This is a genomic window from Dokdonella fugitiva, assembly GCF_014138265.1.
In the GTDB taxonomy this organism is placed as follows: domain Bacteria; phylum Pseudomonadota; class Gammaproteobacteria; order Xanthomonadales; family Rhodanobacteraceae; genus Dokdonella_A; species Dokdonella_A fugitiva_A.
This window is the reverse complement of the sequence record NZ_JACGXL010000003.1, coordinates 298,529-324,660: the sequence shown is the minus strand read 5'-3', so window position 1 is coordinate 324,660 and position 26,132 is coordinate 298,529. Positions and strand designations below refer to the sequence as shown.

The 26,132-nt window shown below is 69.3% G+C and carries 19 protein-coding genes; 11 read left to right on the top strand and 8 right to left on the bottom strand.

Going from position 1 to position 26,132, the window contains the following annotated elements:
• Positions 1-42: 42 nt before the first annotated feature.
• From FHW12_RS11890 to ppnN, 3 genes are all read left to right on the top strand, one after another.
• Positions 43-1,788, top strand: a complete 1,746-nt coding sequence (locus tag FHW12_RS11890; protein ID WP_182531237.1) for a GNAT family N-acyltransferase — start codon at positions 43-45, stop codon at positions 1,786-1,788.
• 192 nt (positions 1,789-1,980) lie between these two features.
• On the top strand, positions 1,981-5,199 hold the full coding sequence (locus FHW12_RS11885) for a TonB-dependent receptor (RefSeq protein ID WP_182531236.1): 3,219 nt from the start codon (positions 1,981-1,983) through the stop codon (positions 5,197-5,199).
• 131 nt (positions 5,200-5,330) lie between these two features.
• On the top strand, positions 5,331-6,716 hold the full coding sequence (gene ppnN, locus FHW12_RS11880; protein WP_182531235.1) for a nucleotide 5'-monophosphate nucleosidase PpnN: 1,386 nt from the start codon (positions 5,331-5,333) through the stop codon (positions 6,714-6,716).
• 214 nt (positions 6,717-6,930) lie between these two features.
• Here ppnN and FHW12_RS11875 read toward each other — a convergent pair whose 3' ends face one another.
• The gene (locus tag FHW12_RS11875; RefSeq protein WP_182531234.1) at positions 6,931-8,034 is read right to left on the bottom strand and encodes an efflux RND transporter periplasmic adaptor subunit; all 1,104 of its coding nucleotides are present in this window, start codon (positions 8,032-8,034) and stop codon (positions 6,931-6,933) included.
• A 35-nt stretch (positions 8,035-8,069) separates the two neighbouring features.
• Positions 8,070-11,180 carry an efflux RND transporter permease subunit gene (locus FHW12_RS11870; protein ID WP_182531233.1) on the bottom strand — a complete coding sequence of 1,037 codons (3,111 nt, stop codon included), beginning with the start codon at positions 11,178-11,180 and terminating at the stop codon, positions 8,070-8,072.
• A gap of 213 nt (positions 11,181-11,393) precedes the next feature.
• Between FHW12_RS11870 and FHW12_RS11865 the strand changes: the two genes are divergently transcribed.
• Entirely contained in the window at positions 11,394-11,699 is a 306-nt protein-coding gene (locus FHW12_RS11865) for a DUF1330 domain-containing protein (protein ID WP_182531232.1), read from the top strand.
• A gap of 91 nt (positions 11,700-11,790) precedes the next feature.
• On the opposite strand, the gene FHW12_RS11860 is transcribed toward FHW12_RS11865, so the two are convergent.
• The 4 genes from FHW12_RS11860 to rpsB form a co-directional block, all read right to left on the bottom strand.
• On the bottom strand, positions 11,791-12,594 hold the full coding sequence (locus FHW12_RS11860; RefSeq protein ID WP_182531231.1) for a LytR/AlgR family response regulator transcription factor: 804 nt from the start codon (positions 12,592-12,594) through the stop codon (positions 11,791-11,793).
• Complete coding sequence (locus FHW12_RS11855; protein ID WP_182531230.1) at positions 12,591-13,658, bottom strand: sensor histidine kinase; 1,068 nt, start codon at positions 13,656-13,658, stop codon at positions 12,591-12,593. Before FHW12_RS11855 ends, FHW12_RS11860 begins: the two co-directional genes overlap by 4 nt.
• A 196-nt stretch (positions 13,659-13,854) precedes the next feature.
• On the bottom strand, positions 13,855-14,730 hold the full coding sequence (gene tsf / locus FHW12_RS11850; RefSeq protein WP_182531229.1) for a translation elongation factor Ts: 876 nt from the start codon (positions 14,728-14,730) through the stop codon (positions 13,855-13,857).
• A 216-nt stretch (positions 14,731-14,946) separates the two neighbouring features.
• Entirely contained in the window at positions 14,947-15,834 is an 888-nt protein-coding gene (gene rpsB, locus FHW12_RS11845; protein WP_182531228.1) for a 30S ribosomal protein S2, read from the bottom strand.
• A 391-nt stretch (positions 15,835-16,225) separates the two neighbouring features.
• Between rpsB and map the strand changes: the two genes are divergently transcribed.
• The 7 genes from map (at position 16,226) to FHW12_RS11810 (ending at position 23,583) form a co-directional block, all read left to right on the top strand.
• The gene (gene map / locus FHW12_RS11840) at positions 16,226-16,993 is read left to right on the top strand and encodes a type I methionyl aminopeptidase (RefSeq protein ID WP_182531227.1); all 768 of its coding nucleotides are present in this window, start codon (positions 16,226-16,228) and stop codon (positions 16,991-16,993) included.
• Positions 16,994-16,997: 4 nt separating this feature from the next.
• A complete protein-coding gene (glnD, locus tag FHW12_RS11835; RefSeq protein ID WP_182531226.1) occupies positions 16,998-19,658 on the top strand; it encodes a [protein-PII] uridylyltransferase in 2,661 nt (886 codons plus the stop codon).
• Positions 19,659-19,701: 43 nt separating this feature from the next.
• On the top strand, positions 19,702-20,520 hold the full coding sequence (gene dapD, locus FHW12_RS11830; RefSeq protein WP_182531225.1) for a 2,3,4,5-tetrahydropyridine-2,6-dicarboxylate N-succinyltransferase: 819 nt from the start codon (positions 19,702-19,704) through the stop codon (positions 20,518-20,520).
• Positions 20,521-20,522: 2 nt separating this feature from the next.
• On the top strand, positions 20,523-20,885 hold the full coding sequence (locus FHW12_RS11825; RefSeq protein WP_182531224.1) for a Spx/MgsR family RNA polymerase-binding regulatory protein: 363 nt from the start codon (positions 20,523-20,525) through the stop codon (positions 20,883-20,885).
• A gap of 2 nt (positions 20,886-20,887) precedes the next feature.
• Positions 20,888-22,033, top strand: a complete 1,146-nt coding sequence (gene dapE / locus FHW12_RS11820) for a succinyl-diaminopimelate desuccinylase (RefSeq protein ID WP_182531223.1) — start codon at positions 20,888-20,890, stop codon at positions 22,031-22,033.
• Positions 22,034-22,111: 78 nt separating this feature from the next.
• Positions 22,112-22,849: an energy transducer TonB gene (locus FHW12_RS11815; protein ID WP_182531222.1), complete on the top strand. Its 738-nt coding sequence runs from the start codon at positions 22,112-22,114 to the stop codon at positions 22,847-22,849.
• A 29-nt stretch (positions 22,850-22,878) separates the two neighbouring features.
• Entirely contained in the window at positions 22,879-23,583 is a 705-nt protein-coding gene (locus FHW12_RS11810) for an energy transducer TonB (RefSeq protein WP_182531221.1), read from the top strand.
• Position 23,584: 1 nt separating this feature from the next.
• On the opposite strand, the gene prfA is transcribed toward FHW12_RS11810, so the two are convergent.
• Positions 23,585-24,667, bottom strand: a complete 1,083-nt coding sequence (gene prfA, locus FHW12_RS11805) for a peptide chain release factor 1 (protein WP_182531220.1) — start codon at positions 24,665-24,667, stop codon at positions 23,585-23,587.
• 107 nt (positions 24,668-24,774) lie between these two features.
• A complete protein-coding gene (hemA, locus tag FHW12_RS11800) occupies positions 24,775-26,052 on the bottom strand; it encodes a glutamyl-tRNA reductase (RefSeq protein WP_182531219.1) in 1,278 nt (425 codons plus the stop codon).
• Positions 26,053-26,132 lie beyond the last annotated feature (80 nt).

Sequence of the window (26,132 nt, the reverse complement as noted above, 5' to 3'; positions counted from 1 at the left end):
ACGCGCGCGCTAGCGTGCGTGCGACGTGGGGGGGATGCGGCCTTGATCAGCGTCGAACGCAGTTTCTTCGAGAAGTTTCCGCGCCTCGCGGAAGGGCGCGCGCGCGCGTTCGCGCAGCCGGTGGTGAGCCTGCTGCGGCGCATCGCGTGCGAGGAACGCATCAACTCGATCCTCGTGCAGACGGCGTCGCTGCGAGGGTTCGCCTTCGTCGAGCACGTGCTCGAACACCTCAAGATCAGCTACAGCGTGGCCAACACCGATCGCGAGAACATCCCGGTCGAGGGGCGCGTCGTCGTCGTCGCCAACCATCCGCTCGGTGCGCTCGATGCACTCGCGCTGATCCACCTGGTCGGTTCGGTGCGGCGCGACGTCAAGGTGCTCGCCAACGACGTGCTCATGCAGCTCGACGCGTTGTCGTCGCTGCTGTTGCCGCTGCCGGTGTTCGGCGCGGGCAGCGCGCTCGGCGGCGCACGCGAGGCCTATCGCGCGCTCGAGCGCGACGAGGCGCTCATCGTGTTCCCCTCGGGCGAGGTCTCGCGCATGGGCGCGCAGGGCGTACGCGACTCCGGCTGGTCGACCGGATTCGCGCGCCTCGCGCTGAAAACCGGTTCGCCGGTGCTGCCCGTGCACATCGCCGCGCTGAACTCGCCGATGTTCTACGGCGTGTCGATGCTCGCCAAGCCGCTCGCCGCGCTGATGCTCGCGCGCGAGATGTTCGGTGCCGAACGCGCGCGGATCGGTTTCCAGGTCGGCGAGATCGTGCCGCCTTCGGCGCTGCAGGAATCGTCGCGCCAGCCCGAGCAGATCGCGCTGCAGATGCGGCGCCACGTCTACCGACTCGCACGCCGGCGGCCGACGGTGTTCCCGACCTCGACCGCGATCGCGCATCCGGAATCGCCACTCGCGGTGCGGCGCGCGCTGCGCGAGGCGGAACCGCTCGGCCACACGCTCGACGGCAAGCAGATCCTGCTGCTCGATGCGCAGGCGGACTGTCCCGCGTTGCGCGAAATCGGTCGCCTGCGCGAACTCGCGTTCCGCCGCGTCGGCGAAGGCACCGGCGCTCGCCGTGATCTCGATCGCTACGACGCGCACTACCGCCACCTCGTGCTATGGGACGAGCACGCGTTGGCGATCGTCGGCGCCTACCGGCTCGGCGAAGCCGGGCCGATCCTGCGCGAGCGCGGCCTCGACGGACTCTACTCGGCGAGCCTGTTCGACTATGCACCGGACGCGCACGCGTTCCTCGGCGATGCGGTCGAACTCGGCCGCAGTTTCGTGCAGCCGGCGTACTGGGGATCGCGCAGCCTCGACTACCTGTGGCAGGGGATCGGCGCCTACCTGCGCAGCCGCCCGCAGCTGCGCTACCTGTTCGGTCCGGTCAGCCTCAGCGCCGCGCTGCCGTTCGAGGCGCGCGAATGGATCGTGCACTACCACCGGCACTACTACGGCAGCGGCGAATCGGTCGCGCGGGCGCGTAACCCGTTTGTCATCTCGGCCGAGGTCGAAGCAGCCGCGACGGCCGCGTGGAGCGGCCGGCCGATCGAGGAGGGCATCGCCGTGCTGCGCGCCCGCCTCGTCGCACTCGACGCGTCGTTGCCGGTGCTGTACCGCCAGTACGCCGACCTCTGCGAGCCCGCTGGCGTGCGCTTCCTCGACTTCGGCGTCGACCCCGCGTTCGGCGGCTGCGTAGACGGCCTGGTCCGGCTCGACCTGGCCCGGCTGCGCCCGGCCAAGCGGGCGCGCTACCTCGACTCCGCCACGCGCCGGACCGACCGGTCGGACCCTTGACCCGATGTTACAAATCCGTCACCGAACCCTGTTAAACTAGGGTTAAGGATGCGCGACCGTATGGCCAGCGGGTCCTGGCCGTCCAGGGGCGGTCCATACAAGAAACGCTCAGCCGCGACCGCAAACGTCCCCACGGACGTGGCTGCGGCTTTTGTGTCCGAACATTTCGCACGTTACGAGGGAAAGGCAGCAATGAACAAGCAACTTCGCATGCGGCTCCTGCCGTGGGTGATCGGTTCGCTCTTCGCGGCGTCGAGCGCCTTCGCGCAGAACACGTCGTCGTCCATCAGCGGTCGCATCGTCGACGCCGGTGGCAAGCCGGTCGCTGGCGCGACGGTCGAGATCATCCATGTGCCGTCGGGCACTTCGCGCACGGTTCTCGCCGACGAGAACGGTCGCTACAGCGCGCAGGGTCTGCGCGTCGGCGGTCCGTTCGAAGTGAAGGCGTCGGGCAGCCACGGCGAGAGCGCCGACCAGCCGGACGTCTACCTCAAGCTTGCCGAAGAAACCACCCTCAACCTGACGGTCGGCGGCGCCGCGGCGTCGCAGACGCTCGAAGGCGTGACCGTCACCGCGATCGCGCCGGGCGCGACGTTCCAGGCCGACAACAAGGGCCTCAGCAGCAACGTCTCGCAGCGCGAGCTCAAGGTCATTCCGAACCCGAGCCGTTCGATCCAGGACATCGCGCGCACCGATCCGCACATCACGATCACCAACGTCGCGCGCGGCGAAATCTCGGCGCTCGGCCAGAACAGCCGCTACAACAACATCACGATCGACGGCGTGCCGACCAACGACTCGTTCGGCCTCGAGCCGAACGGCCTGCCGTCGCTGAACCAGCCGCTGTCGTTCGACGCAATCGAGGAATACAACATCTCGACCGCCAACTACGACGTGACGAACAAGCGCGCGGTCGGCGCGAACGTCAACATCGTGACGAAGGCGGGTACGAACGAATTCCACGGCGACGCCTACTACGCGTACACCAACGCGAAGGACCTCACCAGCGACGAGCCGAACGACTTCAAGGGCTACACCGCGAAGAAGACCTACGGCGCGACGCTCGGCGGCCCGATCATCAAGGACACGCTGTTCTTCTTCCTCAGCTACGAAGAGTCGAAGACGCTCGCTCCGGGCCCGACCTTCGGCCCGATCGGCGCCGGCGCGACCAACACGGTCAACATCACGCAGGACCAGATCGACCGCATCACGCAGATCGCCAGCAACTACGGCATGATCCCGGGCGGCCTCGGCGCGTCGGACGCGAACCAGGACAACAAGCTCTACCTCGGCAAGCTCGACTGGAACATCGCCGACGGCCATCGCGCGAGCTTCCGTTACAACAAGACGAAGAGCGACCAGCCGATCATCCAGACGTTCAACGCGAACACGCTCAGCCTGTCCAGCTACTCGTACGTGCAGAACCGCAACCTCGAGAGCTACGTGCTGAACCTGTACGACGACTGGACCGACACGTTCTCGACCGAAGCGTCGGTGTCGTACGGCAAGTACGACGCGGTCTCGCAGACGCTCGCCGACCAGCCGCAGGTGCAGGTCTGCATCGACGGTTGCGCCTCGAACAAGCCGTCGGTGTTCCTCGGTACCGACCAGTTCCGCCACTACAACGTGCTCGGCGTGAAGACGTACAACGCGTTCTTCGCCGGCAACTGGTTCCTCGGCGACCACACGGTCAAGGCCGGCGTCGACTTCCAGCGCGACAAGTTCTTCAACCTGTTCGGCCGCACCGAATTCGGCGCGTACCAGTTCAGCTCGATCGACGACTTCGAAGCCGGCAACTGGGCCTCGTACAGCCTGTACCGCCCGACCAATGGCGACATCAACAGCGTCGCGGCGGACTGGAAGCTCGACCAGTGGGGCCTGTTCGCGCAGGACGTCTGGCAGGTCACCCCGCAGCTGTCGCTGCAGTACGGCCTGCGCTGGGACATCCCGCGCACGGGCGACAAGCCGCCGTACAACGCGTCGTTCCAGCAGGCGTTCGGCTACTCGAACCAGGGCACGATCGACGGCAACAGCGTGATCGAGCCGCGCGCGTCGTTCAACTACACGTTCGACACCGAATACAAGACGCAGCTGCGCGGCGGCATGGGCATCAGCGAAGGCATGACGCCCGGCGTGTGGCTGAGCAACCCGTACTCGAACAACGGCCTCAGCACGCAGACGTTCTTCGGCACGAATGGCTCGGGCTTCATCGCCGACCCGTACCACCAGGTGCCGCCGAACACCGCGCCGAGCGCGCAGCAGACGGTCGACACCGTCGACAACAACTTCCAGTTGCCGACCGTGCTCAAGGCGAGCCTCGCGTTCGATCGCGAGCTGCCGTGGTGGGGCCTCGTCGCGACCGCGGAATTCGCCCACGTCGGCGTGCGCCACGGTCTGTGGTACCAGGAAATCAACCTCGGCCCGGGCAACGGCACGCTGCCGGATGGCCGCATCAGCTACTGGCGCGATACGGATCCGACGGCCTGGGCGGGCAGCACGACCCCTGCCGGCTACTCCGGCCTGCAGCGCTTCGGCAACAACTCGCGCTTCGGTGCGGCGTCGACCTACCTGACCAACACCGGCAAGGGTGAGTCGAACTCGCTGACCCTGTCGCTGCAGACGCCGTTCAAGGAAGAAGGCTTCTCGGGCGGCACGAGCCTCACGCTCGGTCGCGCGACCGAGGTCAACCCGGGCACGTCGAGCCAGGCGTCGAGCAACTTCAGCGGTCGCGCCGCGTACAACCCGAACGACGCCGTCGCTTATCGCTCGAACTACGACGTCAAGGCGCGCATCCTCGGCACGCTGACCTGGCAGCACAAGTTCTTCGGCGACTACGTCACCAGCGTGTCCGCGTTCTACGACGGCCACAGCGGCCAGCCGTACAGCTTCGTCTACGGCAACGACGCCAACGGTGACGGCATCTCCGCCAACGACCTGTTCTACGTGCCGACCGGCGTCAATGACGTCGCCTGGGTCGACGGTACGTCGGATGCGGCCAAGCAGGAGTTCATGGCCTTCATCCACGGCAACGAGTACCTGCGCGACCACATGGGTCAGGTCGTGCGCCAGAACGGTTCGACCTCGCCGTGGATCAACCAGATCAACCTGAGCTTCCGCCAGGAAGTCCCGGGCCTGTTCAAGGACAACAAGGGCGAGCTGCGCTTCGACATCTTCAACTTCGGCAACATGCTGAACAAGAAGTGGGGTCAGATCTACGACGTGCCGTTCGCGAGTGCCGGCGGTTTCACCCGCAGCATCGCGAACTTCCGCGGCGTCAACGCCGACGGCCAGTACGTCTACTCGCTGCCTACCACGAGCGACGGCCATTTCAATGCGCCGGCCTTCATCAAGGAAGACGCGGTCGCGCAGTCGCGCTGGTCGGTGCTCGTCACCCTGCGCTACACGTTCTGATCGACGCGGTACCGCTGCATCGAACGGCCGGCCTTGCGCCGGCCGTTCGCTTTTCAGGGGCGTCGCTTGACCGCGGCACCGCGTGGTGGCATTGCTAGGGATCCAGGAAACGAACCGAGGAAGCAAGAAGCATGGAGCCTGTCCCGACCAAATCCGCCACCTTCAGCGCGCGCATCTCGCCGGTCGCCGGGCTCGACGTCCTGTCGCGCCAGGAGGTCGCGCGGCTGCGCGACGCCGGCGCGGGCGGCCTGCACGAGCTGCTGCGCCGCTGCGCCCTCGCGGTGCTGACCCAGGGCAGCGGCAGCGACGACGCGCGCGCGTTGCTCGACCGCTATCCCGGCTTCGACATCCAGATCCTGCAGCAGGACCGCGGCGTCAAGCTCGAGCTGACGAATGCGCCGGCCGAGGCGTTCGTCGACGGCCACCTCATCCACGGCGTGAACGAGCTGCTGTTCGCGGTCGTGCGCGACATCGTCTACGTCGCCAACCAGATCGAAGCGGGGGCGTTCGACCTCGAGAGTTCACCGGGCATCACGCACGCGGTGTTCGAGATCCTGCGCAACGCGCGCGTGCTGCGGCCGAACACCGACCCGAACCTCGTCGTCTGCTGGGGCGGCCATTCGATCGGCCGCAACGAGTACCTGTACACGAAGAAGGTCGGCTACGAGCTCGGCCTGCGCGCCTACGACATCTGCACGGGCTGCGGCCCCGGCGCGATGAAGGGGCCGATGAAGGGCGCGACGATCGCGCACGCGAAGCAGCGCCGGCACAGCAACCGCTACATCGGCATCACCGAGCCGGGCATCATCGCGGCCGAGTCGCCGAACCCGATCGTCAACAACCTCGTGATCATGCCGGACATCGAGAAGCGCCTCGAGGCGTTCGTGCGCATCGGCCACGCGATCATCGTGTTCCCGGGCGGCGTCGGCACCGCCGAGGAAATCCTCTACCTGCTCGGCATCCTGCTGCACCCGGACAACGCGCAGCTGCCGTTCCCGCTCGTGTTCACCGGGCCGGCCGAATCGGCCGCCTATTTCGAGCAGATCGACCGCTTCCTGCGCCTGTCGCTAGGCGACGACGTCGCGCAGCACTACTCGATCGTCGTCGACGACCCCGGCGAAGTCGCGCGCCAGATCCGCAAGGGCATCGAACGCGTGCGCCTGTTCCGCCTCAACAACCAGGACGCGTTCTTCTTCAACTGGGCGCTGCACATCGAACGCGAGTTCCAGGTGCCGTTCCAGCCGACGCATGCGGCGATGGCGGGCCTCAACCTGCATCGCGACCAGCCGCCGCACCGCCTCGCCGCCGACCTGCGTCGCGCGTTTTCCGGCATCGTCGCCGGCAACGTCAAGGAAGAGGGCATGCGCGCGATCGAGCAGCACGGGCCGTTCGAGATCCACGGCGACCGCGAGATCATGCAGGCGCTCGACGCGCTGCTCGCGAGCTTCGTCGCGCAGCAGCGCATGAAGCTGCCGGGCTCGCGCTACGTGCCGTGCTACCGCGTCCTCACCGACTGACGTCGCGCGTGCTCGGAAGCAGGTACCAAAGCCTGAAACACGAAAGACACGAAGAAGAGCGAAAAGCAATTGGAGTTTTGAACACGCAGCGAAGGCGCATGCGGAATTCGCCTTCATGCGTTCCGTGTTCGGAGCGTCGACCCATTCTCTGCTTTCCTTCGTGTTCTTCGTGTCCTTCGTGTTTCAATCTTTCAGCTTTGAAGGGCGAAGGCCCTCAGCCCGGCGGCTTCGCGGCGGTCGAGGTGACGCCCGCGACGACTTGGCTGCGCGAGGCGATCTGCACCTTCTGGCCGTCGCCGAGCCGTTCGGCGCCACGCACGACGACGAGGTCGCCGGCGTTGAGCGGTCCCTCGATCTCGGTCAATTCGCCGTCGCTCGCGCCCGTCCGCACGGTGACCTTCTCGCTCGTGCCGTTGCCGCCGATGCGCATGACGTAGCTGCCGTCGGTGCGTACGACGAGTGCGTCGCGCGGTACCGCCATCGCGCGCACGGGCGTGCGTTCGGGCAGGGCGACCTCGATCGCGCTCCCGACGAGCGGCTGCGCGTCGAGCAGCGCGAGGCGCAGCTCGAACTGGCGCGAACGTTCCTCGCCGACCGGCACCACCGCGCGCACGCGCGCCTTCGACGTCTTCTCGCCGAGGCGCACCGGTAACTCCATCTCCGCCTTGAGCATCTCGGCGAGCGCGAGCGGCGCCTGCACGCGCGCCTCCAGGCGCGCGGTGTCGACGAGGTGGGCGATCGAGGCGCCCGTCGCGACGAACTCGCCGCGCTGCGCGAGGCGTTCGGTGACGACGCCCGGGAACGGCGCACGCACCTCGGTCTGCTCGAGCTCGTATTGCGCGGTGCGCACGCGCGCTTCGGCCTGGCGCAACTGCGCGCTGTACTGCTCTACCTGCGCGCGCGCCTCGTCGACCTGGTTCGCGGCGATGCTGCGGTTCTCGGCGAGGCGGTCGTAACGGTCGCTCTGCCGCTGCGCGAGCGCGCGCTGCGCCTTGATGCGCTCGACCTCGCTGCGCGCGTCCTCAAGGTGCAGGCGGATCGCCTCGTCCTCGAGCTTGGCGACGCGCTCGCCGGCCTTGAGACGCGTGCCGACTTCGGCGACGTACTCGAGCCGGCCCGCGGCGCTCGTCGCGAGCTTGGCGTCGTCACGGCTGACCACGCTGCCGGGCACCCAACGACGCGGCGCGATCTGCGCGACGTCGGCCTTGGCGACTTCGACGATCGTCGCCGGCGCGGCCGGCGCCTGCGCGTAGGCCGAGGTGGGCAGCGCGAACGCGAGCCCGAGCAGCAGAGAGCGGGTTCGGTGATGGCGATGCATGGTGGCCTCCGGTCGTATGCGATTCTGTACGTGGTTCATGCGGCGCGCGCGATCGCCGCGCGCTGCTCGTCCGACGGCGTCGGTGCGGACCGCGCGTCCTGCTTGCGCTCGCGCGTGGTCAGGCGCATGAGGCTCGGCAGCAGCAGCAGCGAGAACACCATCGCGACCACGACCCCGCCGACGTTGACCGCGGCGAGACCGCGGTAGATCACGCTGCCGGGGCCGGGATTGACCGCCATCGGCAGCGCGCCGAGCGCGCCCGTGAGCGTGCTCGCGAGGATCGCGCGCAGGCGCTGGTTGAGCGCGAGGCGGATAGATTCCTCGAGCGTATGACCGTGGTCCTGCGCGTCGCGCGTGCGATCGACCAGCAGGATCGCGTGGTTGACGATCACGCCGACCATCATGATGAAGCCGATCATCGTCAGCAGGTCTAGCGGCTGGAACGCCACCGCGCCGAGCACGCGCAGGCCGAGCACGCCGCCGACGAGCGCGACCGGCACGGTCAGCACGACCACCAGCGCATCGCGCAGCGAGCGGAACATCGCCGCCATGAGCAGGAACAGCACGAGCAATGCGAGCACGAAGTTCTTCGCCATCGTCGACACGGTCGCCTCGAGGCGATCGGCGCTGCCGGCGAGGCGGATGTTCGCGTCCGCCGGGAGTTTCGCGCGCAGCGCGGGCACGACCTCGTTCTGGATCGTCTTCAGCGCGTCCTCGAGCGAGAGCGTTTGCGGCGGATCCATCGTCAGGGTGACCGTGCGGCGGTGATCGAGGCGGCGGATCTGGTTCGGGCCGAGCGTGGTCTCGAGCCTGATCACGTCGCCGAGCGGGATGACCTGGCCGTTCGGCGTGACCAGCGGCGCCTCGGCGAGCGACTCCGGCGTCTCGCGGCGGTCCGCGCGCAGGATGATCGGCAGGCGCGTCTGGCCGTCGAAGTATTCGCCGAGCCAGGCGCCGTCGCCGAGCGCGCGCACGATCGTGCCGAGCGAGGCGCGGTCCCAGCCGGCTTCGGCGATGCGGCGATCGTCCGGTATCGCGTGCAATTCGAGCGTAGTCTGGTCGGTCGCCGGGTTCGCCTGCACGTTCGCGCCGGGGAACTTCTGTTCGAGCAGCTTGCGGCCGTCCTCGGCGACGCGGTTGAGCGTCTCCGCATCGTCGCTCTGCAGGTGGATCGCGACCGAGCGCGCCGAGCCGCCGACGCCGCCGAACAGCTCACCTTCGGTCGCGAACGCGCGCGTGTCGGGGAAGCCGACCGTGATCTCCTCGCGCATGATGCGCTCGAGGTCGCCGATGCGCTTCTCGTCGACGACGCGCGCGCCGATCGTGCCTCCGCCCGGCCACAGCCAGATGTAGTAGTTCTTCAGCGCGGGCTGCTTCTCGCCCTTCATGTACGGCTGCAGGCGCTGGATCAGCGTGTTGCCGATCTCCGAATTGACCTTCTCCGGGCTCATGCCGGGCGGGAAGCTGAAGAACGCGTCGATCGCGGCGCGCTTCACCGGCGGCAGGTAGTCGAGCTTGGGCAGGAAGTACCAGCTCGCGAACAGCGGCAGCACGAGCAGGCCGAGGACCCAGCCGATCTGCTTGGGGCGCGTGTCGGTCCAGCGCAGGATGCGCTCGGTCAGCGCGGGCCAGCCGTCGCCGTAGCCGGATTTGAGCTTCTTCGCCTTGAGTGCGCCGGCGGCGGCCGGCAGCACGGTGATCGCGACGACGATCGACAGCGCGACCGCGATCGAGATCGTGAGCGCGAGGTCTGCGAATATTTGCCCCTCGACGTCGCGCAGGAACAAAACCGGCAGGAACACCGCGATCGTCGTGATCGTCGACGCGACGAGCGCGGGCACGACCTGCGCGGTGCCTTCGCGCGCGGCCTCGAGCGGCGTCATGCCCGCTTCCTTGAGGCGGATGATGTTGCCGGAGACGACGATCGCGCCCTCGACGACCATGCCGACCGCGAACGCGAGGCCGGCCAATGAGATCACGTTGAGGCTGCGGCCGCCGAGGTCGAGCGCGCCGAAGGTCGCGAGCAGGCAGATCGGGATCGCGCTCGCGATGAGCACGGTCGCGCGCCAGTCGCGCATGAACCACCACACGCACAGCAGCGCGAGCAGCGCACCGACGATGAGGTTCTCGGTGAGCAGGTTGACCGCGCGATGGATGAACAACGCCGAGTCGAAGCTCTGCTCGATGCCGAGTCCACGCGACTTGAGCGGACCGTCGCGCAGGTCGGCGACGACCTTCTTGACCTGCTCGAGCGTGCCGAGCACGTTCGCGCCCGGCGCGCGCAGCACCTGCAGGCCGATCGCGGGATTGCCGTTCTGGTAGACGAAGAACTGCTGCTCGGGCGGCTTGCGTTCGATCGCCGCGACGTCGCCGAGCTTGATCGGTCGGCCGTCGCGCCAGGCGAGCACGAGCTCGCCGAAGTCCTCCGGCTTGTAGCGGCCGGTGAAACGCAACTGGTACTGGCGGCGTCCGACCTCGACCTGGCCACCGGAGACGTCGTTCGCACTCGCTGCCTTCTGCGCGATGTCGGGGATCGCGATGCCCATCGCTGCGGCCTTGGCCAGGTCGACCGTGATGCGCACGTCGTCCGGCGGCCCGGCGTTGACGTTGACCGAGGCGACGCCGGGCACCGCTTCGATGCGCGGCCGGATCACGTCCTCGATGTAGCGGCGGTAGTTCTCGATCGGCCCCTGCGTGCCGGGCAGCAGCTGCACGAAGAACCACGACAGCGAATCGTTCGAGTCGTTGCCGCCGCCGCCGATCTGGATGACCGGGCGGTCGGCGTCCTGCGGCAGCGGGCGCATGCGGTTCATGCGGCCGATCACGTCGACGAGCGCCGCGCGCATGTCGGTGCCGATCGCGAACTCGAGGTTGATGAAGCTGCCGCCGGTGTTGGCGTTGCCTTCGATCTGCTCGACGCCGGGCAGGCCTTGCAGGACCTGTTCCTCGGGTTCGAGCAGCTGCGCCTCGACTTCCTCGGGCGAGGCCGCGCGCCAGTTCGTGAAGATCGTGATGTTCGGCCGGTCGATGTCCGGGAACAGCTGCAGCGGCAGCTTGACGAGGCTCATGCCGCCGAACAGGCAGACGAGCAGGACGGCGACGCAGACCGCGATGGGGTTGCGGATCGACGCTTGGATCAGGCGCATGGCAGGGCTCCCGGCTCGACGTCAGCGTGCGCCGTCGTCGACGGGAATGGATGCGCCAGGAGTAACAAAGGTTGCGTCGCTTGCGCCGAACCGTGGCCGGACGGCGGCGAGGCGTGCGACGGCGGCGCAGCGCGGGCATCGCCGTGCGCCCGGCCGTCACCACGGCGCGCGCGGCGATGGACTGGCCGTCCCACGGCAGCGACGGGTGCGCGCATGGTCGGAGCCACGATCGTCGTCGTCGGGACGTTCCGTGCCGGGTACGAAGCCGTGTTCGCCGAGTACTCCGCGCGCGTGAGGCGTTTCCTCGACCGCAAGGGCGCGCGCGCGATCCGGCGCCAGCGGATCGAACGCGTGCTCTACGGCACGCGCGCGCCGAGCCTGTTGATGCTGATCGATTTCCCGTCGCGCGAGGTCGCCGCCACCGCGTTCTTCGAACAGGACTACCTCGACATCATCCCGCTGCGCGAGCAGGTGTTTTCCGCGTTCGAGATGTTCCTCGCCCCGCTCGGCGACGTCTGACGCGGATCGGCGCTCCGTATGACGGACCCGGCCCGCCATTCCAGCACCCGCAGCATATCGAGGCTCCCGCGACACGGCGGGTGCGGTCGCCTCAGTGCAGCAGGCGCACCTTGTCCTTGTAGCTGCGCGACAGCTTGAGCTGCTGGCCGGAGTCGAGGATGAGGAAGTATTCGCCGTTGAGGTGCGCGCGCAGTTCCTTGACGCGGCCGACGTTGACGATGGTCGAGCGGTGGATGCGCTGGAACCGGCGCGGATCGAGGCGACCTTCCAGCTCGCGCATCGTCGCGCGCAGCACGTGCGTGTCCTTGCCCGTGTGCACGCACATGTAGTCGCCAGCGGCGTCGATCCAGAGGATTTCCTCGAGGGGCACGCGCAGGATGCGGCCCGCGTCGCGGATCGCGAGGCGCTCCTCGACCGGTTGCGCCATACGGTCGGCATCGACGAGCGCTTCGTCGAGCGTGAGATCGGGCCGGCCGGAGACGTTGCCGAGCAGGCGCAGCAGGCGCGCGCAGTGGTCGTCGGCGTCGCGTGCGGTGAGCGCACGGCGCACGCGCTCGACCGCGGCGTCGAGGCGCGCGTCCTCGATCGGCTTGAGCAGGTAGTCGATCGCGTTCGCCTCGAACGCCTGCAGCGCGTACTGGTCGTAGGCGGTCACGAACACGGTCAGCGGCAATTGCGCGAGCGGCACCGCGCGCAGCAGTTCGAAGCCATCGACGCCGGGCATCTGCACGTCGAGGAACATGAGGGTCGGCAAGTGTTCGGAAATCGCGAAGAACGCCTCGCGTCCGTTGGCGGCTTCGCCGACGATCTCGACGTCGGGGTGGCGCGCGAGGCGCAGCGCGATGCCGCGGCGGGCGAGGGGTTCGTCGTCGACGATCAGAGCGCGGATGCTCATCGGGTGCGGTTCTCGCTGGCGGTTTCGAACGGGAACTGCAGGCGCACTTCGGTGCCCTGCGGCTGCAGGCGCGCGATCTCGAAATGCTGGCGATCGCCGTACAGCACGCGCAGGCGCTCGCGCGTATTGGTGATGCCGACGCCGCCCTGTCCGTCGGCGCGCTCGGGCCGGTAGCTGAGGCTGCCGGGGCCGTTGTCGCGCAGCACGATGTCGAGCACGCCACCGTCGACGACGCGCGCGATGATCTCGATGCGCCCGCCTTCCTCGCGCCGGGAAATGCCGTACTTGACCGCGTTCTCGATCAGCGGCTGCAGGATCAGGCTCGGCACGAGGCCGTCGCCCGCGGGCGGCGTGACGAGGATGCCGACCCTGAGGCGCTCGCCGAAGCGCACCTGCTCGATCGCGAGGTAGCGCTGGATCGAGCCGATCTCCTGGTCGAGCGACACCTTCTGCTCGGGATCGCTGTCGAGCGAATAGCGCAGGAAGCCGGACAGCGCGCCGACCATGCCGTTCGCCTGTTCGCTGCGGCCGTCGAGCACGAGCGTGGAGATCGCGTTGAGCGTGTTGAACAGGAAATGCGGATTGAGCTGGTAGCGCAGCATGCGCAGCTGCGCCTGGTGCGCCATCGCGGTCGCCTGCAGCGCGGTTTCCTTCTCGTGCTGCAGCTGGCGCGCGAGCTTGATGCCGACATAGGCGCCGGTCCAGGCGACGAGCAGCTGCAGCCAGCCGAAGAAGTAGGAGAGGTAGCCGAGCCAGCTCTTCGGCGGCTTGCAGTCGCCGCACATGCTCGACACCGCGAGCCACCAGGCATAGCCGCCGATGATCGAGGCGACGACGAGCGCGGCGATACCCCAGCGCACGCGCTGCGCCGGTGGCTGCGACCAGGTCGCCTTGAGCACGGTGCGGATGCCGAGCGTGAGCAGGAAGCCGCAGATGGCGTCGTAGGCGTTGAGCCGCCACATGTCGAGCGGCCGGCCGTAGCCGATCTCGGACAGGAAGCTTTCGAGCCCATAGGCGGTCCACGCCCCGGTTTGCAGCAACCAGAACTGGCGCTGGCGGTTCATCATCGATGCGGCGTGCGGCGGCGGCTCAGACCCATCCGGGAATCATAGGATGATTCGGCGTCGCGCAGGCGCGACTCGGCGCGGCGCGGCCACCGTTCGCCTCGGCGCGCCGCGGCCGCACGGCCCACGCGGGATGCGCCAAAGAAAAAGGCCGCGGAAACCGCGGCCTTTTCCGGGACTCCGATGGCGACCGGGATCAGACCTGCATCGCCTTCGCGACTTCGGCGGCGTAGTCCTCGACCACCTTCTCGATGCCTTCGCCGACCGCGATGCGCTGGAAGCCGACGACGTCCGCGCCGGCTGCCTTCGCGGCGGCCTCGACCGTCTGGTCGGTGTTCAGCACGTACGGCTGGCCGTACAGCGTGACCTCGTTGACGATCTTCGCGACCTTGCCGCCGATGATCTTCTCGAGGATCTCGGCCGGCTTGGCCTTGTCCTTCTCGCTCATCTTTGCGAGTTCGATTTCCTTCTCCTTCGCGAGGAAATCGGCCGGCACGTCGGCCGCCTTGTTGTACGGCGGGTTCATCGCCGCGACGTGCATCGCGACGCCGCGCGCGAAGTCGGCGTCGCCGCCCTTGACCTCGACCAGCACGCCGATGCGGCCACCATGGACGTAGGCCGCGACGTTGTTCGCGCTGTTCGCGGCGACGAGGCGACGCACCTGCACGTTCTCGCCGACCTTGGCGATGACCGCGGCGCGCGCTTCCTCGACCGTCTCGCCGCTCGGCAGCTTGACCGCCTTGAGCGCTTCGGCGTCCTTCGCGCCGGACGCGAGCGCGGCCTTGGCGACGGCGTCGGTGAACTTGAGGAAGTTCTCGTCCTTGGCGACGAAATCGGTCTCGGAATTGATCTCGACGAGCACGGCCTTGCCGCCGTCCTGCGCCATCGCGATGCGGCCTTCGGCGGCGACGCGGCTGGCCTTCTTGTCGGCCTTGGCGAGGCCCTGCTTGCGCAGCCACTCGGCCGCGGCGTCGATGTCGCCCTTGTTCTCGGTGAGTGCCTTCTTGCACTCCATCATGCCGGCGCCGGTGCGCTCGCGCAGGTCCTTGACCAGGGTAGCGGTGATTTCCATGGTGTCCTCGATGGCTGCTGCGGCGGCGCGCGGATGGCGCCGCCCGTTGAAACTGGGCGATCGCCGCGCGCGGGCGCACGCGGCCGATCAGTGGATGCCCGCTCGCGCGGGCCCGATCTCGACGGGACCCGGACGCCGCCGCGCGCCCGAGCGGGGCGTGTCGCGACGGCGATCCGATGCCGGGCCGCGATCATGCGGCCCGGACATGACGCTTACTTACTCGGCGGTCGGGGCGTCGCCCTTGCCACCGCGCGGCGGGGCGCCGCGACGGCCGGCCGGCGGACGCTTGTCGCCGCCCGGCTTGCGCGGGCCCGACGGACGACGACGGTCGTCACGCTCGCGCGCTTCCTTCTTGCCGACCGGGTTGCCCTCGGCGTCGAGTTCGACGAAGTCGTCCTTCTCGCTGGCGACGATCGCCGGAGCGGCGGCCTTGCCTTCGAGCACGGCGTCGGCCGCGGCGCTGGCGTACAGCTGCACGGCGCGGATCGCGTCGTCGTTGCCCGGGATCGCGTAGTCCACGAGCGCCGGATCGTAGTTGGTGTCGACCACCGCGATGACCGGGATGCCGAGCTTCTTGGCTTCCTTGATCGCGATATCTTCGTGGCCGATGTCGATCACGAACAGCGCGTCCGGCAGGCGGTTCATGTCCTTGATGCCGCCGAGCGACTTCTCGAGCTTCTCGCGCTCGCGCACCAGACCGAGCACTTCATGCTTGACCAGGCGCTCGTAGCTGCCGTCGGTCGCCATCGTCTCGAGTTCCTTCAGGCGCGAGACCGACTGCTTGACCGTGCGGAAGTTGGTCAGCATGCCGCCGAGCCAGCGCTGCGAGATGTACGGCATGCCGCAGCGCGCCGCTTCTTCCTTCACCGCTTCGCGCGCCGAGCGCTTGGTGCCGACGAACAGGATCGTGCCGCGCTTCTGCGCGATCGCCGAGATGAAGTTCATCGCGTCGCCGAACAGCGGCAGCGTCTTCTCGAGGTTGATGATGTGGATCTTGCCGCGCGCGCCGAAGATGTACGGCGCCATGCGCGGGTTCCAGTAACGGGTCTGGTGGCCGAAATGCACGCCAGCTTCGAGCATCTGGCGCATCGTGACTTGAGGCATGGTGAAACTCCAAAAAGGGGCGAGGCCGCGATCTTTGCGCGGCACGGGCCCGGGGTTGTGACCTCCACGCCTCCAACGTTGGCGACCCGCGGGGACGGCGTAGCGTCCGGCGCAGGCACCCCGACAACGGTATCGAGACGTGTGTGGATTGTTCCCACGGAAGGGAACCGCGGAATTCTAGCGGGGACAGCGGGTTGCGTGCAAGCGCCGCGATGCCGGGCGCGAAGCGTGCGTCGCGCCGGCCCGCGCTGCCGTTGCCGTCGTCGAGCGCGCACTCGACGATCGATCGCGCCTGTGCAGCGGGCGTCGGCGTGCTGCGGGGCTTGCGGCCGAGCGACCCGGCCCTCACCTCCGCTACACTGATCCTGATCCCCGATTCATGGCAATGCCGATGGCTGTTACCGTCAAGACCCCCGAGCAGATCGAGAAGATGCGCGTCGCCGGCCGCCTGGCCGCCGAGGTGCTGGAGATGCTCGTGCCCCACGTGAAACCCGGCGTCACGACCGACGAGCTCGACCGGCTCGCCTACGACTACATCGTGGACGTGCAGCAGGCGGTGCCGGCCAACGTTGGCTACAAGGGCTTCCCGAAGACGCTCTGCACGTCGGTCAACCACGTGATCTGCCACGGCATCCCGCATCCGGGCAAGGCGCTCAAGGACGGCGACATCGTCAACATCGACGTGACCGTGATCAAGGACGGCTGGCACGGCGACACCAGCCGCATGTATTTCGCGGGCACGCCGTCGGTCCTCGCCAAGCGCCTGGTCGACACGACGCTCGAGGCGATGCTGCGCGGCATCGCGCAGGTGCGCCCCGGCGCGACCCTCGGCGACATCGGCCACGCGATCCAGAAGCACGCCGAGGCGCAGGGCTTTTCGGTCGTGCGCGAGTATTGCGGGCACGGGATCGGGCAGATCTACCACGAGGATCCGCAGGTGCTGCACTACGGCCAGCCGGGTGCGGGCCTCAAGCTGCAGAAGGGCATGACCTTCACGGTCGAGCCGATGATCAACGCGGGCAAGCCGCACACGCGCCTGCTGCCCGACGGCTGGACCGTCGTCACCAAGGATCATTCGCTGTCGGCGCAGTGGGAACACACCGTCGCGGTCACCGACGACGGCTACGAGATCCTCACCGCCTGGCCGAGCGCCGCCTAGCGCGATGAACGCGCGCGAGGCCATCGACGCGCGCCTGCCCGACCTGCCGCGACTTCCCGCCGCGCTGCCGCGCAGCGGCGTGTCGCCCGAGGCGCGCCTCGCGCTGCGCCAGATCCTCGGCGACAACGAGCGCGCGCTCGCCCACGCGTACCATGCGGGTGCCGATGTCGCCACGCTCGTGCACCTGCGCGCGCGCGCGGTCGGCGCCGTCGTCGTGCACGCGTGGCGTTCGTGCGTCGGCGAAGCGGGCGAATGCGTGTTGGTCGCGGTCGGTGGCTTCGGGCGCGGCCTCCTGTTTCCCCAGTCCGACGTCGACCTGCTGGCGCTCGGCGAGCCGGACGCGCTCGCGCGCCAGGCGCGTGCGCTCGAGGCGTTCTTCGCCTGCCTGTGGGACATCGGCCTCAAGCCCGGCCATGCGGTGCGCACGCTCACCGATTGCCGCTCCCTCGCGGCCGATGACGTCAGCGTCTATACCGCCCTCATGGATGCGCGCCTGCTCGCCGGTGAACGCTATCTCGCCGACGCGCTCGCCGCCCTCGTCGCCGATCCCGCGCTGTGGCCGGCGCCGGCGTTCATCGCCGCCAAGCGCGCCGAGCAAAGCGCGCGCCACGCGCGCTACAACGACACCACCTACAACCTCGAGCCGAACCTCAAGGACGGCCCGGGCGGCCTGCGCACGCTCGACCTCATGCGCTGGCTCGGGCGACGCGTCGCCGACGCGGGCGACTTCCACGCGATGGTCGAGCGCGGCCTGCTCGATCGCACCGAATGCACCGCGCTCGAACGCGCCGAGGCGACGCTGTGGCGCTACCGCTATGCGCTGCATCTCGCTGCGGGAAGGCCGGAGGAGCGCCTGCTGTTCGACTACCAGCGCCGCCTCGCCGGCGAGTTCGGTTACGAGGACGAGCACGCGACGAACCTCGCGGTCGAGCAGTTCATGCAGGCGTACTACCGAGCCGCGACGATCGCCGAGCGGCTCGGCGTGCAGTTCCTCGAGCGTTGCACGGAACTGCTCGAGCCGGCCACGGGATCGCCGCGCGAGCTCGATCGGGACTTCGTCGCGCTCGGCGCCCGCGTCGAGTTGCGCGAGCCGGACCTGTTCCTGCGCCGACCGCGCGCGATGGTCGACGTGTTCGTCGTGCCGCTCGACCACCCGGAGCTGCGCGGGTTGTCGGCGGAGACGATGCGCCGCCTGCAGCAGGCGCTCGCCCACTACGGCGACGGCTTCGCCGCCGACGCGCACGTGCTCGGCGCGTTCCTCGCGCTGCTCCGGCGCGGCGCGCCCGCGGTAGAGGCGCTCGCGCGCATGAACCGGCACGGCGTGCTCGCGGCGATCCTGCCCGCGTTCCGCCGCGTGGTCGGCCGCATGCAGTACGACCTGTTCCACGTCTACACGGTCGACGAGCACACGCTGCGCGTGCTGCGCAACGTCGCGCGCTACGCCGACGCCGACGCGGCCGCGTCGATGCCGCTCGCCGCGGAAGTGTTCGCCGCGCTCGACAAACCGGAGCTGCTGCTGCTCGCGGCCCTGTTCCACGACATCGCGAAGGGTCGCGGGGGCGACCACTCCGAACTCGGCGAAGAGGAAGCGCGCGCGTTCTGCGCGCGGATGGACCTGCCCGAACCCGACATCGACCTCGTCGCCTGGCTCGTGCGCTGGCACCTGCTCATGAGCGTGACCGCGCAGCGGCAGGACATCACCGACCCCGACGTCGTGCACCGGTTCGCGGTTCAGGTCGGCGATCGCGAACGCCTCGACCACCTCTACCTGCTCACGATCGCCGACATCGCGGGGACGAACCCGAAACTGTGGAACGAATGGAAGGCACGCCTGCTCGCCGACCTGCACATGGCCGCGCGCTACGTGCTGCGCGCCGACCTCGGGCGTCCGCTGCACGCCGACGAGCGCGCCGTCGACTGCCGCGCGCGCACGCGCGAACTGCTCGTCGAGGGCGGCGTCGATGCCATGCAGGCGGAGCGCTGGCTCGACGCGTTCCCGCAGTCGAGCTTCCTGCGCCACCGGCCCGCGCAGCTCGCGCGCCAGGCGCGCGCGATCGCGACGGCCGGGCCGGGCGGCATCGTGGTCGCTGTCAATCCGCAGTCGTCGCGCGGCGGCAGCGAGCTGTTCGTCTGCGCCCCGGATCGCGACGGGTTGTTCGCCGCGATCGCCGCGACGCTCGACCGCCAGGGCCTCGGCGTCGTCGACGCGCGCCTGCTCGTCGGTGCCGAAGGCCGCGTGTTCGACACCTTCGAGCTGCTCGACGCACACGGCGGCAGCGCGCTCTCGTTGCAGCGCGCCGGCGACCTCGAGGCCGCGCTGCGGCGCGTGCTCGAGGCGCGCGAACTCGTCGCGCGCGTGGCGCGCCGCAGCCTGCCGCGCCGCCTGCGCCACTTCCAGCGCCCGCCGCAGATCGAGTTCGGCGACGTCGAAGGCGCGACCCAGCTCGCGCTCGTCTGCAGCGACCGGCCCGGCCTGCTCGCCGAGGTCGCCCAGGCCCTGCGCGAGTCGCGCGTGCGCGTGCACGACGCGCGCATTGCGACATTCGGCGAGCGTGTGGAAGACTTCTTCGTCCTGACCGACGAGAACGACGCGGTGCTGACCGAGGCGACGCGCCACCGCTTGCGCGCAAGCCTGCTGGAACGGCTCGGCGCCGAGTCGCCGTGAGCGGCCGGTCAGCACCGTCACGCGAAGCCATCCGAGAGGGAACATGTCCACGCTGCAAGCCCAGATCGACGACGCCTGGGAGCGTCGTACCGCACTGACCGACGCCGATGCCGCGGCGCTGCGGCCCGCGCTCGAGCGTGTCCTCGACGAGCTCGAGGCGGGCCGTGCGCGCGTCGCCGAACCCGACGGCGACGGCGGCTGGCGCGTGCAGCAGTGGCTCAAGAAGGCCGTGCTGCTGTATTTCCGCACGAGCGCCAATCGCGTCATGGACGGCGGCCCGATGGCCGCGTTCGACAAGGTGCCGCTGCGCTTCGCCGCCGCGCGCGAGGACGCGTTCCACGCCGCGGGCGCGCGCGTCGTGCCCGGCGCGCTCGTGCGTCGCGGCGCGCATGTCGCCAGGGACGCCGTGCTCATGCCGAGCTACGTCAACATCGGCGCGTACGTCGGCGCAGGCACGATGGTCGACACCTGGGCGACGGTCGGCTCGTGCGCGCAGATCGGTGCGCACGTGCACCTGTCCGGCGGCGTCGGCATCGGCGGCGTGCTCGAGCCGTTGCAGGCGAACCCGACGATCATCGAGGACGACTGCTTCATCGGCGCGCGCTCCGAAGTCGTCGAAGGCGTCGTCGTCGAGCGCGGCAGCGTGATCGGCATGGGCGTGTTCCTCGGCCAGTCGACCAAGATCTACGATCGCGCGACCGGTGCGATCACCTACGGCCGCGTGCCCGCCGGCAGTGTCGTCGTCGCCGGTTCGCTGCCCGCGGCCGACGGCAGCCACAGCCTGTACGCGGCGGTCATCGTCAAGAAGGTCGACGCGCAGACGCGCGCGAAGACCGCGATCAACGAGCTGCTGAGGGCCTGAGCATGACCACGCGCATCTATGGCCTCGACAAGTGCGACACCTGCAGGAAGGCCCGCAACTGGCTCGACCGCTTCAAGGTCCCGTACGAATTCGTCGATTACCGCGCGCATCCGATCTCGGCGGTCGCGCTGAAGGAATGGGCACCCGCGCTCGGCGGCTGGGAGAAGTTCGTCAATCGCGCGTCGACGACCTGGCGCAGCTTGCCCGATGCGCGCAAGGCACCCGGTAGCGCGGCCGAATGGACCTTGTTGATCAAGGAGTACCCGGCGCTGATCCGCCGCCCGCTCGTGGTCAAGGACGACGGTAGCTTGCACCAGGGTTTCAGCGACGCGCTGTTCAAGCGCCTGTTCCTCGCGGAGGCGTGACGATGCGGTCGCCGGTGTTCGAACTCACCTGCGAGCTGATCCGACGCGCGTCGGTGACGCCCGAGGACGCGGGCTGCCAGGCCGTGATCGGCGAGCGGCTCGCGCGTGCGGGCTTCGCGGTCGAGCACCTGCGCTACGGCGACGTCGACAATCTGTGGGCGACGCACGGCGACGGCGCCCCGGTGCTCGTCTTCCTCGGCCATACCGACGTCGTGCCGAGCGGGCCGGCCGCGAACTGGACGTCGCCGCCGTTCGAACCGGTCGTGCGGGACGGTCGCCTGTACGGCCGCGGCGCGGCCGACATGAAGTCCGGCGTCGCCGCGATGGTGGTCGCGCTCGAGGATTTCGCGCGTGCGCATCCCGGCCATGCCGGCACGATCGCGCTGCTCGTGACGTCCGACGAGGAGGGCGCGTCGATCGACGGCGTGCGCCGCGTCGCCGACGAATTCCGCCATCGCGGCCAGCGCATCGACGCCTGCGTGGTCGGAGAGCCGTCGTCGAAGCAGCGGCTCGGCGACCTCGTGCGCATCGGCCGCCGCGGCTCGCTGACCGGGCGACTCGCCGTGCGCGGCGTGCAAGGACACGTCGCCTATCCCGAGAAGGCGGACAACCCGATCCACGCGTTCGCGCCCGCGCTCGCCGCGCTCGCGCGCGAACGCTGGGACGAAGGCAACGAAGCGTTTCCGCCGACGTCGTTCCAGCTGTCGAACCTCAACGCGGGCACGGGGGCCGACAACGTGATCCCGGGCGAACTGCGCGCGGTGTTCAACTTCCGCTTCGGCACCGCGAGCAGCGCGAGCGGACTGCGCGAACGCACCGAAGCGATCCTGCGCGGGCACGGCATCGAACTCGGCGACGGCGCGAGCACGCTCGACTGGTGGCTGTCGGGCGAGCCATTCGCGACGCCGACCGGGCCGCTGCGTCGCGCCGCGCTCGCGGCGATCGACGAGCTGTGCGGCATGGAACCCGAGCTCAGCACCGGCGGCGGCACTTCGGACGGCCGCTTCATCGCGCCGCTCGGCGCCGAGGTGGTGGAACTCGGCGTCTGCAACGCGAGCATCCACAAGATCGACGAGCATGTCGCGCTCGACGAGCTCGAGCGCCTGCCGGTGCTGTACCGGGCGATCGCCGAGCGGATGCTCGCCTAGGGCCGGTTGCGCCGGCTCTTTGACGCGCCGGCAATGCGTGCGTTACGTTGGACGCATTGTGCACAAGGAGAGGCCCGGATGCGTCGATCGATTCCCGTCGTACTGTTCGCGTGTGCTTTCGAAGTCGCCGCGGCCGCGAAGCCCGAAGCTCCGTTGCATCTGACGCGCTCGTGGCGCCTGTCGCTCGACGCGGCCGGACGCGTGGCCGACCTGCGCGGCGACGAGCAACTCGATCCGGCGATCCGCACGCCACTGGAGCACGCGATCCGCGGCTGGACGTTCGAGCCGGGCCGCATCGGCGGCGAAGCCGCGCCGACCGAGACCACGCTCACGCTCGACGTCACTTTCACGGTCGCCGACGACGGCAACTACGCCGCGCACATCGACGACGCGCGCGTCGGCGGCACGATCGACGTCAAGCCCGGCAAGACGGTGCCGCCGCGCATTCCGCGCGACGCGCTCCGCGTCGGGCTGGTCGCGCGCGTCGTGGTGAAGGCCGACTACGACGCCGACGGCCGCATCGTCGCGATCGAACCGCAGGCGGACCAAGGGCTCAATTCGTTGCCGTCGCTCGAACGTGCGACCGTGAACGCGGTGAAGCACTGGGGCGTCGTACCCGAACGCGTCGGCGGCCACGGCGTCGCCTCGAGCATCATGATCCCGATCTGCTTCACGGTGACGCAGGGCCTGCGTGCGCCGGACTTCGACTGCACCTGGACACCGCCGGGCAGTCGCGCGCGCATCGACAACGGTGGTGCCTTCGCGCTCGCACCGGCGGCCAAGCTGCGCAGCGACGTGATCGGGCACGCGTTGTGAGCCGGCCGGGAGGCATGCCGATGGGAACCATGATGAAGCTCGGACTCGCGCTGCTGGCGTCCGCGGTCGTTCCGTTGCAGGCGGCCGAGCGCACCTCGGCCGTCGTCGACGTCGTCTGGGACGTCGGGCTCGACGTCGACGGTCACGTCACCGCACTCTCGACGAAGGACACCACCGTCCCGAAGCTGCACGCGCATCTGGAGAAGGCGATACGTGGCTGGCGGTTCACGCCGGGGACCCTCAACGGCAAGCCGGCGCCGACGAAGACGCACCTGCGCTCGCAGATCGAAGTCCGCCTCGTCAATGATTCGTTCGAAATCCGGCTGCTGGGTGCCTCGACGGGTCCCGATTACGCGAACAGGCCGACCGTTGCGTATCCGGACTGGATGGCGCGCAACCACAAGCAGGGCCTCGTCCTCGTGATCGCGCACTACGACGAGAGCGGAGCCGTCACCGAGGCGAAGCCGTACGACCTGCACAACCGCGTCGACGCCGGGCTCGTGCAGGCCGCGCTGTCGTCGGCGAAGCACTGGGCGTTCGCACCGGAGCTCGTCGGCGGCCACCCCGTCGCCGGCGACGTCGCGATTCCGGTCTGCTTCCGGCTCGTGGGCGCCGACCCGGTCGATTGCGAGTGGAAGAATCCGCGAACCGGTGCGAAGGGCGCCGGGAGCGACGCGGTCGCGCTGAACCCGGCCGCGCGGCTCGACAGCGACGTGGTAGGTCGCGTGCTCTGACTCAACCCGCGGCGGTCAGCATCTGCAACTGGTCGGCCTGGTCCTCGCGCGTGAGCGTGTCGACGAGCTCGTCGAGGTCGCCCGCGACGATCTCCGGCAGGCGGTACAGCGTGAGGTTCACGCGGTGGTCGGTCACGCGCCCCTGCGGATAGTTGTAGGTGCGGATGCGCTGGCTGCGGTCGCCCGAGCCGACCTGCAGGCGGCGTGATTCGGCCTGCGCCGCGGCCTGCTTCGACTGGGCATCGTCGAGCAGGCGCGCCTTCAGCAGCGACAGCGCGCGTGCGCGGTTCTTGTGCTGGCTGCGCTCGTCCTGGCACTCGACCACGATGCCGCTCGGCAGGTGGGTGATGCGGATCGCCGAGTCGGTCTTGTTGACGTGCTGGCCGCCCGCGCCCGAGGCGCGGAACGTGTCGACCTTGAGGTCGGCATCCTTGAGCTCGATCTCGTCGACTTCGTCGAGTTCGGGCAGGATCGCGACGGTCGCCGCCGAGGTGTGGATGCGCCCTTGCGATTCGGTTTCCGGCACGCGCTGCACGCGGTGCGTGCCCGATTCGTACTTCAGGCGCGAATACGCGCCGTGGCCTTCGACGCGCGCGATGACTTCCTTGTAGCCGCCGTGCTCGCCGTCGCTCGCCGACAGCACCTCGACGTTCCAGCGGCGGCGTTCGGCGTAGCGCAGGTACATGCGCAGCAGGTCGCCGGCGAAGATCGCCGCTTCGTCGCCGCCGGTGCCGGCGCGGATCTCGAGGAACAGGTTGCCTTCGTCGCGCGGGTCCTTCGGGATCAGCAGCCGGTTGAGTTCGCCCTCGAGGCGCTCGCGTTCGGCTTGCAGCAGCTCGATCTCCTCGTCGGCGAGATCCTTCAGATCCGGGTCGCGCAACATCGCCCGCGCCGATTCGAGCGCGCTCGCATTCTCGTCGTACGCGCGCAGTGCCTCGGTGAGCGGCGTGAGCTGGGCGTGTTCGCGTGAAACATCGCGCAGCCGCCGGGCGTCGCCGAGGACTTCCGCGCTCGCGAGCAGGTGCTCGAGTTCTTCGTGGCGCTCGGCGAGTTGTTCAAGTTTGCGGCGGATGCTGGCTTGCATGCGAGGCGTCGGTCGGATTCGGGGGAGGCGGCGCGCCGCGCGGCGGGGGCGGCGGTGCGTGCGGGTTTGGATGGTGGCGCGTCGGCGCCGGAGCTGCGTGCGCGACGCTAACGCTCGCGTTCGCCCTGCGTTTCCGCGGCGGAGTCGAACAGGCGTTCGGCGGCGCGCAGCAATTCGTCGTCGCCGCGCAGCGCGGCCGCGCGCAGGTTCGCGCTCGGCGCGTGCAACAGCTTGTTGGTGAGCGTGTTGGCGAGGAACGCGAGCGCTTCCTCGGGCGACTTGCCGCGCGCGAGCAGCGCCTGTGCCTTCGCCAGCGTTTCGTCGCGGTTCGCTTCGGCGACGCGGCGCAGGTCGATGACCGGGTTGCGCACGTCGAGCGCGCGCCACCAGCCCATGAAGTGCTCGACCGACAATTCGATCATCGCTTCCGCTTCGCGCGCGGCCTCGCGCCGCGAGCGCAGGTTGTCGTCGATGATCTCGCGCAGGTCGTCGATCGTGTAGAGGTACACGTCCTCGATCTCGGCCGTGCTCGGCTCGATGTCGCGCGGCACGGCGATGTCGACGAGGAACATCGGCTTGCGCCGGCGCGCGGCGATCGCGGCGGCGACCTGTTCGCGCAGCAGCACCGGCTCGCGGCTCGCGGTCGAGGCGATCACGACGTCCGCCTCGGCGAGATGCTTGCCGATGTCCGACAGCGCGATCGCGTAGCCGCCGAAGCGCGTCGCGAGCGACTGCGCGTTGTCGAGCGTGCGGTTGGCGACGATCAGTCGGCGCACCCTCGCCTCGGTCAGGTGGCGTGCGGCGAGCTCGATCGTCTCGCCCGCGCCGATCAGCAGCACGCACGCCTCGGCGAGGTCGGCGAACACGCGCTCGGCGAGGCGCACCGCGGTGAACGCGACCGAGACGGGGTTCGCGCCGATGCGCGTGTCGGAACGCACGCGCTTGGCGACCGCGAAGGTGTTCTGGAACAGGCGCTCGAGCGGCGCCTTGAGCGTGTGCGCGTCGCGCGCGAACGCGTAAGCGTCCTTGACCTGGCCGAGGATCTGCGGTTCGCCGAGCACCATCGACTCCAGCCCCGTCGCGACCCGGAACAGGTGGCGCACGGCGTCGGCGTCATGGTGGCGGTAGAGGAACTCGTCGACGCGACCGCTGGTCAATTCCCGGTGGCGGTGCAGCCAGCCGGCTGGAATGTGCTCGGCGCCAGCCTCGACCGTGCAATAGAGTTCGGTGCGGTTGCAGGTGGACAGGATCGCCGCTTCGCGCACGCCGGGTTCCGCGACGAGTTCGGCCAGGGCGGGCCCGGTCGCTTCCGGCGGGAAGGCGACGCGTTCGCGCAGGGCGACCGGCGCGGTCAGGTGGTTGAGTCCGAGGGCAATCAGCGCCATGGTGGAAGGGTCGAAGGGTTCGCGGTTTTCGCCTCGTAAAGGGTCGTCTGCGTCCCGAACGAGGCGCCAGGATCGGCTAA

Excerpts from the sequence above, each read along its gene's own strand:
- FHW12_RS11885 (WP_182531236.1), top strand. The coding sequence starts at position 1,981 with ATGAACAAGCAACTTCGCATGCGGCTCCTGCCGTGGGTGATCGGTTCG.
- ppnN (WP_182531235.1), top strand. The coding sequence starts at position 5,331 with ATGGAGCCTGTCCCGACCAAATCCGCCACCTTCAGCGCGCGCATCTCG.
- FHW12_RS11875 (WP_182531234.1), bottom strand. The coding sequence starts at position 8,034 with ATGCATCGCCATCACCGAACCCGCTCTCTGCTGCTCGGGCTCGCGTTC.
- FHW12_RS11870 (WP_182531233.1), bottom strand. The coding sequence starts at position 11,180 with ATGCGCCTGATCCAAGCGTCGATCCGCAACCCCATCGCGGTCTGCGTC.
- FHW12_RS11865 (WP_182531232.1), top strand. The coding sequence starts at position 11,394 with ATGGTCGGAGCCACGATCGTCGTCGTCGGGACGTTCCGTGCCGGGTAC.
- FHW12_RS11860 (WP_182531231.1), bottom strand. The coding sequence starts at position 12,594 with ATGAGCATCCGCGCTCTGATCGTCGACGACGAACCCCTCGCCCGCCGC.
- FHW12_RS11855 (WP_182531230.1), bottom strand. The coding sequence starts at position 13,658 with ATGAACCGCCAGCGCCAGTTCTGGTTGCTGCAAACCGGGGCGTGGACC.
- tsf (WP_182531229.1), bottom strand. The coding sequence starts at position 14,730 with ATGGAAATCACCGCTACCCTGGTCAAGGACCTGCGCGAGCGCACCGGC.
- rpsB (WP_182531228.1), bottom strand. The coding sequence starts at position 15,834 with ATGCCTCAAGTCACGATGCGCCAGATGCTCGAAGCTGGCGTGCATTTC.
- map (WP_182531227.1), top strand. The coding sequence starts at position 16,226 with ATGGCTGTTACCGTCAAGACCCCCGAGCAGATCGAGAAGATGCGCGTC.
- glnD (WP_182531226.1), top strand. The coding sequence starts at position 16,998 with ATGAACGCGCGCGAGGCCATCGACGCGCGCCTGCCCGACCTGCCGCGA.
- dapD (WP_182531225.1), top strand. The coding sequence starts at position 19,702 with ATGTCCACGCTGCAAGCCCAGATCGACGACGCCTGGGAGCGTCGTACC.
- FHW12_RS11825 (WP_182531224.1), top strand. The coding sequence starts at position 20,523 with ATGACCACGCGCATCTATGGCCTCGACAAGTGCGACACCTGCAGGAAG.
- dapE (WP_182531223.1), top strand. The coding sequence starts at position 20,888 with ATGCGGTCGCCGGTGTTCGAACTCACCTGCGAGCTGATCCGACGCGCG.
- FHW12_RS11815 (WP_182531222.1), top strand. The coding sequence starts at position 22,112 with ATGCGTCGATCGATTCCCGTCGTACTGTTCGCGTGTGCTTTCGAAGTC.
- FHW12_RS11810 (WP_182531221.1), top strand. The coding sequence starts at position 22,879 with ATGATGAAGCTCGGACTCGCGCTGCTGGCGTCCGCGGTCGTTCCGTTG.
- prfA (WP_182531220.1), bottom strand. The coding sequence starts at position 24,667 with ATGCAAGCCAGCATCCGCCGCAAACTTGAACAACTCGCCGAGCGCCAC.
- hemA (WP_182531219.1), bottom strand. The coding sequence starts at position 26,052 with ATGGCGCTGATTGCCCTCGGACTCAACCACCTGACCGCGCCGGTCGCC.